The 11,615-nt window shown below is 69.8% G+C and carries 12 protein-coding genes; 8 read left to right on the forward strand and 4 right to left on the reverse strand.

The features are described 5' to 3' along the window. Positions 1-124 precede the first annotated feature (124 nt). On the forward strand, positions 125-1,681 hold the full coding sequence (locus ACZ7PG_RS28100) for an SIR2 family protein (RefSeq protein ID WP_470242042.1): 1,557 nt from the start codon (positions 125-127) through the stop codon (positions 1,679-1,681). On the opposite strand, the gene ACZ7PG_RS28105 is transcribed toward ACZ7PG_RS28100, so the two are convergent. Further along, a complete protein-coding gene (locus ACZ7PG_RS28105) occupies positions 1,671-1,859 on the reverse strand; it encodes a hypothetical protein (protein ID WP_470242043.1) in 189 nt (62 codons plus the stop codon). The two genes, ACZ7PG_RS28100 and ACZ7PG_RS28105, sit on opposite strands and share 11 nt — an antisense overlap. Positions 1,860-2,047: 188 nt before the next feature. Here ACZ7PG_RS28105 and ACZ7PG_RS28110 point away from each other — a divergent pair, with 188 nt between their 5' ends. Both ACZ7PG_RS28110 and ACZ7PG_RS28115 read left to right on the forward strand, forming a co-directional pair. Next, complete coding sequence (locus tag ACZ7PG_RS28110; RefSeq protein WP_470242044.1) at positions 2,048-2,449, forward strand: PaaI family thioesterase; 402 nt, start codon at positions 2,048-2,050, stop codon at positions 2,447-2,449. Between the two features lie 71 nt (positions 2,450-2,520). Continuing rightward, positions 2,521-3,783 (forward strand): peptidase C39 family protein, encoded by a 1,263-nt coding sequence (locus ACZ7PG_RS28115; protein WP_470242045.1) that lies wholly within the window; start codon positions 2,521-2,523, stop codon positions 3,781-3,783. A gap of 29 nt (positions 3,784-3,812) precedes the next feature. Here the strand turns inward: ACZ7PG_RS28115 and ACZ7PG_RS28120 are convergent, their stop codons facing one another. Beyond that, complete coding sequence (locus tag ACZ7PG_RS28120) at positions 3,813-4,262, reverse strand: carboxymuconolactone decarboxylase family protein (RefSeq protein ID WP_155540748.1); 450 nt, start codon at positions 4,260-4,262, stop codon at positions 3,813-3,815. A gap of 76 nt (positions 4,263-4,338) precedes the next feature. Here ACZ7PG_RS28120 and ACZ7PG_RS28125 point away from each other — a divergent pair, with 76 nt between their 5' ends. Continuing rightward, positions 4,339-5,196: a sigma-70 family RNA polymerase sigma factor gene (locus ACZ7PG_RS28125; protein WP_470242046.1), complete on the forward strand. Its 858-nt coding sequence runs from the start codon at positions 4,339-4,341 to the stop codon at positions 5,194-5,196. A 31-nt stretch (positions 5,197-5,227) separates the two neighbouring features. Here the strand turns inward: ACZ7PG_RS28125 and ACZ7PG_RS28130 are convergent, their stop codons facing one another. Continuing rightward, positions 5,228-5,641 (reverse strand): 4Fe-4S dicluster domain-containing protein, encoded by a 414-nt coding sequence (locus tag ACZ7PG_RS28130; RefSeq protein ID WP_470242047.1) that lies wholly within the window; start codon positions 5,639-5,641, stop codon positions 5,228-5,230. Between the two features lie 160 nt (positions 5,642-5,801). Here ACZ7PG_RS28130 and ACZ7PG_RS28135 point away from each other — a divergent pair, with 160 nt between their 5' ends. Together ACZ7PG_RS28135 and ACZ7PG_RS28140 are read left to right on the forward strand one after the other, a co-directional pair. Then, positions 5,802-6,899 carry an S-(hydroxymethyl)mycothiol dehydrogenase gene (locus tag ACZ7PG_RS28135; protein WP_470242048.1) on the forward strand — a complete coding sequence of 366 codons (1,098 nt, stop codon included), beginning with the start codon at positions 5,802-5,804 and terminating at the stop codon, positions 6,897-6,899. 65 nt (positions 6,900-6,964) lie between these two features. Beyond that, positions 6,965-7,519 (forward strand): gamma-glutamylcyclotransferase family protein, encoded by a 555-nt coding sequence (locus tag ACZ7PG_RS28140; RefSeq protein ID WP_470242049.1) that lies wholly within the window; start codon positions 6,965-6,967, stop codon positions 7,517-7,519. On the opposite strand, the gene ACZ7PG_RS28145 is transcribed toward ACZ7PG_RS28140, so the two are convergent. Then, a complete protein-coding gene (locus tag ACZ7PG_RS28145) occupies positions 7,497-9,116 on the reverse strand; it encodes an FAD-binding oxidoreductase (RefSeq protein WP_470242050.1) in 1,620 nt (539 codons plus the stop codon). The genes ACZ7PG_RS28140 and ACZ7PG_RS28145 overlap by 23 nt on opposite strands. Before the next feature lie 97 nt (positions 9,117-9,213). On the opposite strand from ACZ7PG_RS28145, the gene ACZ7PG_RS28150 reads away from it, so the two are divergent. After that, on the forward strand, positions 9,214-9,777 hold the full coding sequence (locus tag ACZ7PG_RS28150; protein WP_470242434.1) for a TetR/AcrR family transcriptional regulator: 564 nt from the start codon (positions 9,214-9,216) through the stop codon (positions 9,775-9,777). Continuing rightward, positions 9,774-11,312, forward strand: a complete 1,539-nt coding sequence (locus ACZ7PG_RS28155; RefSeq protein WP_470242051.1) for a glycerol-3-phosphate dehydrogenase/oxidase — start codon at positions 9,774-9,776, stop codon at positions 11,310-11,312. Before ACZ7PG_RS28150 ends, ACZ7PG_RS28155 begins: the two co-directional genes overlap by 4 nt. The last annotated feature ends 303 nt before the right edge of the window (positions 11,313-11,615 follow it).

The following is an 11,615-nucleotide window of genomic DNA, read 5'->3' on the forward strand; positions in this document are numbered from 1 at the left end:
AACCCGCCGGAGAAACTGGGCAAAACAATGACTCAAAGCGGACACAATGTTGTCCGTTCTGTTTCTTCTGCACAACGCACGTCCGCTTCGCTAGACTGATTGACCCGAGTCGGCGAGGTGAGCTTTGGTAAACCATGATCGACCACCGCACCGTGATCCTGGAATCGGCTTCTTCGACGAAGCCGACACAAAGGAGGCCATCCGCAAAGTCGCCGACGCGCGGAGGCTCACGATCTTCACCGGTGCCGGTATTGCCGCGGACCTTCGGGTTCCCAACTGGTCGGCTCTCGTTTCCCGGCTCCTGGAGGATCTGGAGTCGAGGACCTATCGAGACGACCAGGAGTGTCGCGCCACCGTCCACCAGGCCGTCGACTTCTTCCACCAGATGCCGGCCGCGTCGATCGTCGACGCGCTCTACGAGGAACGGTTCCCCGGCCACGCCGTCGAGCAGCGCAACAAGGACATCGCTCGGATTCTGTACGCCGGCCGGAACACGGAACACGAAGCAATCCCAGAAGACTCTTTGGCTGTGTACGTCCTTCGATTGGCGGTAGCCAAGCGTCTGGCAGGTTGCGACGTGCACATCCTCACTACCAACTACGACGACGTACTTGAAAAGATCGCGAACCACGACGTCACGCTCAGCGATCTCCGGTTACACGACACCGAGGTCTACACCAACTGGAAAACGGATGACGACGGCCTGGCGCCCGGAGTCCCGATCTCCCACCTCCACGGATTCATACCCCGCACCGAGGCCGCGCAGTCCGTGGTCTTTTCCGAAAGCGAGTACATCAACTGGGACCGGTACAGCCCGTGGCGGGATTACCTTCCCAAACGGGTGGCCGGAGGCGGGTTGACCCTCTTCGTCGGAGCGTCGTTGCGGGACTACAACATCGCCGCGATGGTCCGACGCTTCAGCAAAGGCGAGGTCTACGCCCTGCTACCGGTGGAAGACGAGGTCTCACACGCTCAGCAACGGGAAAAGCCCTGGTTACCGCCCAGTGCCCGGTACGCGGCACTCCGCGGCCTCCATCTCGGCGTTCAAGTCCTCCGTCCCGACTTCTACGGCCAAGTCTGCCAATTCTTGAACGAAGCAGCGATTCCAGGAGACGTCCAGGTACCGGACTACTCGACCCGGCTCCGGAAATGGTGGACGTCGTGGTCGACGCAAGAGCACAACCCGCAGGGACTCAAGCACCTCACCGGCTGTTCCCAGACGCTACGGCAGTTCGCGATCGACGAGGAGCAGCAACTCGACAGAGCGTCCTACGTCAAAGCTGAAGTGTGGGTCCGCACCAACCCGGACTCGCGCCAGCTCAGTCTCTACACGTCGTCACAGAGTGTAATATTGCCTGGCCGCGGGTACTGGCCGCACAGCGCGACAATCGAGCACCTTTCGCGCTACGCCGCCGTTTCCGCTTTTGCCGCTCGCCAGGCGACCGAAGGCACCGTCGCGTACCGAAGCGACGGCCGGTGGACCCACTTCCTGGCGGTCCCCATCATCCTGCCCGAGGAACCGTACTACGAACTCCCGGTCGGCGTGGTGATTCTGCTCCTTCACGCACCAGACGTGCACGACGACGTCTACTTCGGTGAATCCGACAGCGAACGCATGCGCGATCTCTCCGTGCGAATGAAGACGCTGGGGCAGGAATTTTTGCGACCTGCTACTTCTTGAGGCCGTACCGTTCCTTCAGCACCTCGCGCAGTCCGTCGGTACCCACGCGAGGTGTCGAGACCTTGACGACCCGGACTCCAGGGCGCTCTTGGCTCCGCATGCGCACCCGGCTGCCGGTCTCCGCCGACAACACTGGACGGTACTCGTACTCCTCTACAGGTGCAGCGGTGTCGTCCATTCCACTCACGCTCCATCCCGCAGGGGCCGAAACAGAAAATATCAACTCTACAGTACGACTTCGCTCGACGGAACCGTTCACGCCACGGCCACCGCCCACCGGTGAATTTCGCCGACTCGCCCGCTGAGTTGACCGCGTTACCCGCGAGGTAATCGCCCCGCGGCCGGTCTTCGGGCAGGCTGCGGGGCATGACCGATCCCGAGGGCACCCAGCTCTTCCACCGCACCATGCCGTTCTCCGAGCGCCTCGGCGTCGAGGTGCTGGAGCACGGCAAGGCACTCGTCCGCAGCCGCCTGAAGTGGGACGAGAGCCTCTGCACGCTCGGCGGCGTGCTGCACGGGGGCGCGCTCATGGCGCTGGCCGACTCGACCGGTGCCGTGTGCGCGTTCCTCAACCTCCCCGAGGGCGCGCAGGGCACGACGACCGTCGAGTCGAAGACGAACTTCCTGCGTGCCGTGCGTTCGGGCTACGCCGTTGCGTCGTCCAGACCACTGCACGCCGGCCGCAAGTTCGTCGTGGTGGAGACGGAGATCCACGACGACGGCGGCAAGTTGGTCGCGAAAGTGACACAGACGCAGGCCGTCCTGTAGGTACCTGTTTACATACCCGGCCCGACCGGCGAAAATCCCTGCCTACTGGGTGGGTCGATCAGGGAGCCGGGATGCGCGCACGCAAGTTGTTCACCTTATTGTCAGTGGTTGTGTTAACAGCTGTAACCGCGCAGGTCGCCGAGGCCTCGCCCGCCCGGCCCGGTGAAGACGAGTCGATCGACTACCACGAGTGGAACGGCGGCGGCTTCTACGAAGGCCACTTCGCCGGGCTCACACTGACCCACGACGGCCTGCGCATCACGCGCCCGGCCGGCACGGTCGAGCACACCGAGCCGGAGCTGGGCACGACGAGAACGTACGAGTACGGCCAGTGGACGTCACCGTCGTACCGGCAGGGCTTCGGCGCGACGCAGCTGGTCTCGTCCTGGAACGCGCGGACGCCGGCGAACACCTGGCTGCAGGTCGAGGCGCAGGGCAAGACGCCGGCGGGCGCCGAAACCGCGTGGTACGTGATGGGCCGCTGGGCCAGCGGCGACACCGACATCCTGCGCACCAGCGTCGACGGCCAGGACGACGCGAACGCCCTGGTCGACGTCGACACGCTGGTGACGAAGACCGGCGTGACGCTGAAGTCGTACAAGCTGCGGATCAGCCTCTACCGCGAAAAGGGCTCGCGCGCGACGCCGTCGGTGACGTCGCTGGGCGCGATGACGTCCGCCGTGCCGGACCGCTTCGACGTGCGGACGACGAAGCCGGGCCGCGCCACCGGGATCGAGCTGAAGGTGCCGGCGTACGCGCAGAACCTCCACAAAGGACAGTTCCCGCAGTACGGCGGGGGCGGCGAAGCGTGGTGCAGCCCGACGTCGACCGAGATGGTGGCCGAGTACTGGGGCAAGAAGCCGTCGGCGGCGGAGATGTCCTGGATCCCGGCGGACTACGTCGACCCGTCGGTGGCGTTCGCGGCGCGCTACACCTACGACCACGCCTACGACGGCACCGGCAACTGGCCGTTCAACACGGCGTACGCGGCGTCGCGCGGGCTGCGCGGGCACATCACGCGGCTGCACTCGCTGAACGAGCTGGAGGGCTACATCGCCCGCGGCATCCCGGTGATCACGTCGCAGTCGTTCCTGTCCGAGGAGCTCGACGGCGCGGGCTACGGGACGGCCGGGCACATCATGGTGGTCGTCGGCTTCACGAAGGACGGCGACGTGATCGCGAACGACCCGGCGTCGAGCAGCAACGACCGCGTGCGCAACATCTACAAGCGCGACCAGTTCGAGAAGATCTGGCAGCGGACCAAGCGGTACCGCGCCGACGGGACCGTCGCGAGCGGCCCCGGCGGCATCGCGTACATCATCACCCCGGCCTGACCCGGGACCGGTGCGGCGACCGGCCGGCTTTACCAGGTCTGGCCGGCCGGCTGCCGCGTCGTGCGGTTGATCCGGTTGAAGAAGTTGGTGAGCGCGATGTTCAAGGTGATCGCCGACAGCTGCCGCTCGTCGAAGTGCTTCGCGGCTTCCGCCCAGATCTCGTCGGTGACGCCGGGTTCGCCGTCCTGGAGCCGGGTCGCGGCTTCGGTCAGCGCGAGCGCCGCTCGCTCCGGCTCGGTGTAGAACGGCGTCTCGCGCCACGCGACCACGTTGTGCAGCCGCTCTTCGGTCTCGCCGTGCTTCTTCGCCGACTGGACTCCGCCGAAGACGCACGGGCTGCAGCCGTTGATCTGGCTGGCCCGCAGGTGGACCAGCTCCAGCACCAGCGGGTCGACGCCGCCGGCGTGCACCGCCTTGATGATCTGCTGGATCGCGCCGAACACCTCGGGGTTCCCCGAGTCCTTGAGCCGTGCTTCCATCGGTCCTCCCTTTGTTACCTGTGCCCCTCCGGGCCCGTCATCCCCACGACGGAGCCGAACGGAGGAAGGTAACGACATGCCCGACACGGTGACCGAGGCCTTCGAAGCGCAGCGCGACCGGCTGCGCGCGGTGGCCCACCGGGTGCTCGGCTCGCACGCCGACGCCGAGGACGTGGTCCAGGAGGCGTGGCTGCGGCTGTCGCGCCAGGACGCGGCAACGATCGACAACCTCGACGGCTGGTTGACGACGGTGGTCGGCCGGATCAGCCTCGACGTCCTGCGCTCGCGCCGAGCCCGGCCCGAGGCGCTCTACGACGAAATCGTCGTGACGGTCGACGAAGGGCCCGAGGACGACGTCGCGCTGGCGGACTCGGTCGGGCTCGCGCTGCTGGTGGTCCTGGAGTCGCTCGGGCCGAGCGAGCGGCTGGCGTTCGTGCTGCACGACCTGTTCGCGGTGCCGTTCGAGGAGATCGGCCGCATCCTCGGCAAGTCGACCGCGGCGGCCAAGATGCTGGCCAGCCGCGCCCGCCGGAAGGTGCGGACGCCGTCACCGCCTGCCGCGAGCCGGGAACAGCGCGAGGTGGTGGACGCGTTCCTGAGGGCGGCCCGCGACGGTGATTTCGAGGAACTGCTGCGTGTGCTGGATCCGGACGTGCGGCTGACGGTCGACACCCCGGACGGCGTGGTGGTGGTCCTCGGAGCGACGAACGTCGCGGCGGGAGCCCGCTTCGGCGGGGCCAACGACGGCCGGGAGGTCTTGGTCGGCGGTCTGCCGGGCGTGGTGGCGTGGCGTCCGGACGGCTCCCCGCTGTCGGTCGTGGCGTTCACCGTGCTGGAAGGTCGGATCGCGGCGATCGCGGCGGTGGCGGACCCGGCGCGGCTGGCGTCGATGGGCCTGCCTGAGCCACCCGGAACTGTCGGTACCGCCGGGTAGCGTGGAACCCGGGGGCCGGAGGCACGCCGCTTCAGCCCGGGTCGCGCCGACCGCCGGAATCGTCGGCACAGCCACAGCCGCCGTCCGGAGACTTCTCCCGCGGTGGCCGCCGTGCGGGCGGACGCTGCGGCGGCAGCGCCGCGACCTGGACCGTGTCCGCGTTCAGCGGGCCGACCGCGGCCGCACCGTTCGGAGAACCCAGTGGTGCGTCGCGCCCGGGGAGGATCTCGCTGAAGAACAGGCCGTTGTCCGGTGCGAGCGCGGGGTCTTCCACGTACGAGACCGCCCCCACCGGGCAGGCCGCCTCACAGGCACCGCACTCGAAGCACTCGCCCGGGTGGATGTAGAGACTCCGGGCTCCCTCGTAGATGCAGTCCAGGGGACATTCTTCGACGCACGCGCGGTCCTTGACGTCGACGCAGGGAAGCCCGATCACAAACGCCATGGCAGGAACCATCCCACATCCGCCGCCGCCGGATGAGAGTTGCGTGAAGCGCAACATGTTGCGCATCGATCACCGAACCTCACTCATGCGGATGTCGCCATCTCCGCATGATCCGTGATTAGCTGCGGGCAGAGCCAGCAAAGCCGGAAGGTGGATTCGCATGCCGTACGAGGTCCAGGGGGTCGTTTCGCGAGCGAAGGGCGAGCCCGTCTCGCTGGAGACCGTCCTCGTCCCCGATCCCGGGCCGGGCGAGGCCGTCGTGAACGTGCAGGCCTGCGGGGTCTGCCACACCGATCTGCACTACCGCGAGGGCGGGATCAACGACGAGTTCCCGTTCCTGCTCGGCCACGAGGCCGCCGGTGTCGTCGAGGCGGTCGGCGACGGCGTCACCGATCTCGAGCCCGGCGACTACGTCATCCTCAACTGGCGCGCCGTCTGCGGCACCTGCCGCGCCTGCAAGCGCGGCAAGCCGTGGTACTGCTTCTCGACCTTCAACGCCGCCCAGCCCATGACGCTCGCCGACGGCACCAAGCTGTCGCCCGCGCTCGGCGTCGGGGCCTTCCTCGAGAAGACCCTCGTCCACAGCGGACAGTGCACCAAGGTGAACCGCGAGGCCGAGCCCGCGGTCGCCGGGCTGCTCGGCTGCGGCGTGATGGCCGGGCTCGGCGCGGCCATCAACACCGGCGCCGTCACGCGCGGTGACTCGGTCGCGGTCATCGGCTGCGGCGGCGTCGGCGACGCCGCCATCGCGGGCGCGAAGCTGGCCGGTGCCACCACGATCGTCGCGATCGACCGGGACGACCGGAAGCTGGCGTGGGCCAAGGACTTCGGCGCCACGCACACCGTGAACAGCACGGACCTCAGCGAAGAAGCCGTCGTCGAGGCCATGCAGGACGCCACGAACAGCTTCGGCCCGGACGTCGTCATCGACGCCGTCGGCCGCCCGGAGACCTGGCGGCAGGCCTTCTACGGCCGCGACCTCGCCGGCACGGTCGTGCTCGTCGGCGTCCCGACGCCGGAGATGCGCCTGAACGACCTGCCGCTGATCGACTTCTTCTCGCGCGGCGGCTCGCTCAAGTCGTCGTGGTACGGCGACTGCCTGCCCAGCCGCGACTTCCCGATGCTCGTGGACCTCTACCTGCAGGGCCGGCTGCCGCTCGACAAGTTCGTCACCGAGCGCATCGGCGTCGACGACGTCGAGCAGGCCTTCGAGCGCATGCACCACGGTGACGTCCTGCGCAGCGTGGTGACCTTCTGACCCTCTTCACCGACGACGAATACCCGGCCGAGCCCTACCCCGGCACCCGGCCGGGTTATTCGTTCGTGCACGTCGACGGCGTCGGGCACCCGCTCGACACCGCGCCCGGCGGCTGGCGCGACCGGATGGCCGTGCTGGCGTACGGCTCGAACGCGAACCCGTCGAAGATCACCTGGCTGCGCGCCCGCCTCGGGCTCGAAGGCCCGGTCGTCGTCGCGCACGCGCGGTGCGGCGGGCTCGCCGCGGTGTGGGCCGCCGGCTTCCGCGTCGTCGACGACCAGCGGCCGGCCACGCTCACCGCGCTCGACGGCGTCGAGGAGCACGCCATCTGGTTCGTGACGCCGGACCAGCTCGCCGTCCTCGACCGCTGCGAAGGCCGCGGCACGCGCTACGACCTGGCCCGGCTGACCGAACCCGACATCACGCTCGAAGACGGCACCCGCCTGACCGAGGTCCACGCGTACGTCGGCGCCGCGCCGATCCGCTACCCGCTGCTGGTGGACGGCGTGCCGGTGCGCACCGCCGACGTCCCGCAGGCCGCCGCGGCGAAGCTCGACGGCGTCGCCGCGGACGGCCACGGCGTCCCCTGCGAAGTGCTCAGACCAGCTTTCCCGGGTTGAGGATCCCGGTCGGGTCGACCGCCGACTTCGCCGCGCGCAGCACTTCGACCCCGAGCGAACCGATCTCCGCCTGCAGGTACGGCGCGTGGTCGACGCCGACGGCGTGGTGGTGCGAAATCGTGCCCAGCCCGGTGATCGCCTCGCACGCCGCCGCCTTCGCGCGCTGCCACTGGCCGGCCGGGTTCGCCTCGTCGCGGGCCGTCAGCACCGTGAAGTACAGCGACGCACCCGTCTCGTACGCGTGCGAAATGTGGCACATCACGATGGACGGGCCGAGTGACGCCGTGAGCGCCGCCCGCACGTCGTCCCGCAGTTCGTCCACAGTGGACCAATAAGCCGCGGTCTCCAGCGTCTCGACGCAGACACCCTGGTCCATCAAGGCGTCGCGCTGCCGCGGCCCGCCGAACCGGCCGTGCCGCCAGGACTCGCCGAGCGCCTTGCCGACGCGCACCGCACCCGACGCCTTCAGCCGGCGCGCCGTCTCGCGGCGGCGCAGCGCCACGTCGTGCGCCGTGCCTTCCCAGCCGACGATGAGGAAGCACGGCCGCGCCACCCCGCGCGCGGCGAGGTACTTGCGCAACGCCGTCGTTTTGGGACCGGCGTTCAGCGCCAGGGAAACTTCGGTCTCGTCCCCGTCGGACAGCCGGGTGACGTCGGCGAGCGCGTGGTGCTGCGCGAGGTCGCGGACGGCCTCGCGGCCTGCCTCCCAGCCGGGCAGCGCGTAGCCCTCGTACCGCTTGACCGGCGGCGCCGGGCGCACCCGCAGTGTCACCTCGGTGATCACGCCGAGCGTGCCTTCGCTGCCGATCGCGAGCTGGCGCAGGTCCGGCCCGGCGGCCGACGCCGGCGCGATCCCGAGCTTCCACTCGCCGCGCGGCGTCGCCAGGCGCACACCCTTGACCATGTCTTCGAAGCGTCCGTAGCCCGACGACGCCTGGCCGGCCGAGCGCGTCGCCGCGAAGCCGCCGATCGTGGCCCGTTCGAACGACTGCGGGATGTGCCCGAGCGTCAGGCCGTGCTCGCCGAGGAGGCGCTCGGCCTCGGGCCCTCGGACACCGGCCTGCAGCACGGCGAGGCGCGACTCGGCGTCGACCGACACCAATGCGTCGAGGCGGACGAGGTCGAGCGCGATCACCGCCGCCTTCTCGCCGCGCAGCGCCGCGACCCCGCCGACGACCGAGGTGCCGCCGCCGAAGGGCACCACCCCGACGTCGTGCCGCACGCAGACGTCGAGCACCGACTGGACCTCGTCCGGGCCGGCGGGCAGCACGACCGCGTCGGGCACCGGGAAGTCCACTGAGGGCGAACGGCGGCGCAGCAGGTCGAGGTAGGACAGTCCCGTCGCGCGCGCCAGCCGGGCCGCGTCGTCGACCAGCACGTTTTCCGTGCCCACGACGCCTGACAGCGCTTTGACAGCAGATTCGTCCAGTTTCGGTGACGGTATTTCCACCGGCAAATCACCCGCCGGGGCAGCACCGGGAGCCGTCTGGCCTATACGCTGTTCAAGCCACTTGGCCGCCCGCGCGGGCAGCCGGGCGGCGTCGGCGGCTTCCGGAGTCCAGGACCGTCGAAGGCGGTGGTCAATGAGCGCGTTCACCGATACAGTGTGACACATGGACGTGAAACGTCACACTATGGAGACCGCGGGATCATCCGCGCTCGCGGACACCCGCAACCGCCAGACGGCGACCCGAGTGGCCGATGACGTGCTGCTCGACGCCGCGCGCTCGTGCGTACTGGCCGTCGGTGTGCGCCGCACCACACTCGCCGAAATCGCCCGCACCGCGCGCGTCAGCCGGATGACGGTCTACCGCCGCTTCCCCGACGTCCGCAGCGTGCTCGCCGCGCTGATGACCCGCGAGTTCAGCGGGCTGCTGCGCACGGCGAGCGAACGCGGCGCCGACGCCTCGGACAGCCGCGAGCGGCTCGTGCTCATCGCGTCGGCCGGCGTCCGTTCGCTGTCGGCCGACCCGCTGTTCCGCACGCTGCTCGACGTCGACCCCGAGCTGGTCCTCCCGTACATCGTGGAGCGGCTGGGCGCGACGCAGAAGTTCGCCGAGGCGGCGTTGCACCAGCTACTGGAGGCCGGGCACCAGGACGGGTCGATCCGGCGGGCGCCGGTCGCGGCGCAGTCCCGGTCGGTGCTGCTGGTGGTCCAGTCCTTCGCGTTCTCGCTGCGCCCGGCGACGGCGGACGTCGGCGAGGCGGCACTGCTGGCGGAGTTCACCCACGTGCTCGACGCGGCGCTGAAGCCGTGACGTCCGGCTCGCTCAACGCGCGGCGCCGCGAACGCGAGCTCGCGGAGCTGGCGGCGGGCGAGCGCGTCGACATCGTTGTCGTCGGCGGCGGCGTCACCGGCACGGGCATCGCCCTGGACGCGGCTTCGCGCGGGTTGTCGGTGGCGCTCGTCGAGGCGCGGGACCTGGCGTTCGGGACGTCCCGCTGGTCGTCGAAGCTCGTGCACGGCGGCCTGCGCTACCTGGCGCACGGCGAGTTCGGCCTGGCGCACGAGAGCGCGGTCGAGCGCGGCATCATGATGACGCGCACGGCGCCGCACCTCACGCGGGCGATGCCGCAGCTGTTCCCGTTGTACCCCAGCACATCCCGCGCACAGCAGGCACTGGTGGCGGCCGGCCTCCGAGCCGGCGACGGCCTCCGCCGGGCGGCGCGCACACCGTCGTCGGTGCTGCCGCGGCCGCGTTCGATCCCGGTCGCGGAAGCACTGGCATTGGTTCCCGGACTCTCGCCGGCCGGCTTGCGCGGCGCGTTGCTGGCGTACGACGGCGCGTTGGTCGACGACGCGCGCCTGGTGGTTTCCCTGGCGCGGACGGCGGCATCGTTCGGCGCCCGGATCCTGACGCGGCTTTCGGCTTCCGCAGTTTCCGCGGACCGCGTCACGGCCGTCGACGGCGTTTCCGGTGACACGGTGGAGATCCACGCGCGCCAGGTGATCAACGCGACGGGGGTGTGGGCGGGAACGCTGACGGGCTCGGTCCGGCTGCGACCGTCGCTGGGATCGCACCTGGTGCTCGCGCCGGGGACGGTCCCGATGGGCACGACGTCGGTGAACATCGGGGTGCCGGGCGAGACCAACCGGTTCGTGTTCCTGCTCCCCCAACCGGACGGCCGCGTCTACTTGGGACTCACGGACGAGCCGGTTTCCGGCTCGATCCCCGACGTACCAGTGGTTCCCGAGTCCGATGTGGACTTCTTACTGAAGCTGGCTTCGACGGTACTGGCCCGGCCGCTGACCCGTGCTGACGTGGCCGGATCGTTCGCCGGCCTCCGGCCCCTGGTGGAAGGCGGCGGTCGTTCGGCCGATTTGTCCCGCAAGCACGCGGTGCTGGCGGGTTCGGACGGCCTGCTGACGGTGGTCGGCGGCAAGCTGACGACGTACCGCCGGATGGCGGAGGACGCGGTCGACTCGGCGGTTCGCTTGGCCGGTTTGAGCACTTCGCCTTGCCGGACCGCGCGGTTGCCGTTGCTGGGAGCGGCTTCGCGGTCGGATCTGTCTCTTGTGGACGCCGCGCCGCGACTGGTGGCTCGGTATGGCACGGAGGCCCCGCGGGTCGCGGCGTTGGGTGAGCTGGACGCGGAGTTCGCGGCACCGGTGGCCCCGGGATCGGACATCACGGCGGCGGAGGTCGTGTGGGCGGTCCGCAACGAGGGGGCACTGGACGTGGCGGACGTACTGGAACGCCGGACGCGGCTGTCGTTGATCCCCTCGGACGCGGAAGCCGCGGCGGGGCGGGTCGCGGAGCTTGTCGACAAGTCGCTCGCCGGCCTCGCCTGAGCCGGGTCATCTCGAGGTCCGGCGCGCTGCCTGGGGAGCGTGGCAAGCCGCCGAGATGTCGTGCCGCTGGCCTCCGGGCCCTGCCTCCCGCGCACCGAGCGGCGACTGCGGTGCCTCGACGAGTCATTCGCGACTCGCCCAAGCCGCCCATCCTGCGCGCCAGTGGTCAAGCGAGCCGGTCCGCCGGCTTTGCCACAGCCCCACCGACACAGCCCCACCGACACAGCCCCACCGACACAGCCCCACCGACACAGCCCCACCGACACAGCCCCACCGACACAGCCCCACCGACACAGCCCCACC

Source organism: Amycolatopsis sp. NPDC114504, from assembly GCF_055633595.1.

Bases quoted from the DNA above. Each gene is read 5' to 3' on its own strand.
- ACZ7PG_RS28135 (WP_470242048.1), top strand. From the start codon at position 5,802: ATGCCGTACGAGGTCCAGGGGGTCGTTTCGCGAGCGAAGGGCGAGCCC.
- ACZ7PG_RS28125 (WP_470242046.1), top strand. From the start codon at position 4,339: ATGCCCGACACGGTGACCGAGGCCTTCGAAGCGCAGCGCGACCGGCTG.
- ACZ7PG_RS28115 (WP_470242045.1), top strand. From the start codon at position 2,521: ATGCGCGCACGCAAGTTGTTCACCTTATTGTCAGTGGTTGTGTTAACA.
- ACZ7PG_RS28130 (WP_470242047.1), bottom strand. From the start codon at position 5,641: ATGGCGTTTGTGATCGGGCTTCCCTGCGTCGACGTCAAGGACCGCGCG.
- ACZ7PG_RS28110 (WP_470242044.1), top strand. From the start codon at position 2,048: ATGACCGATCCCGAGGGCACCCAGCTCTTCCACCGCACCATGCCGTTC.
- ACZ7PG_RS28105 (WP_470242043.1), bottom strand. From the start codon at position 1,859: ATGGACGACACCGCTGCACCTGTAGAGGAGTACGAGTACCGTCCAGTG.
- ACZ7PG_RS28120 (WP_155540748.1), bottom strand. From the start codon at position 4,262: ATGGAAGCACGGCTCAAGGACTCGGGGAACCCCGAGGTGTTCGGCGCG.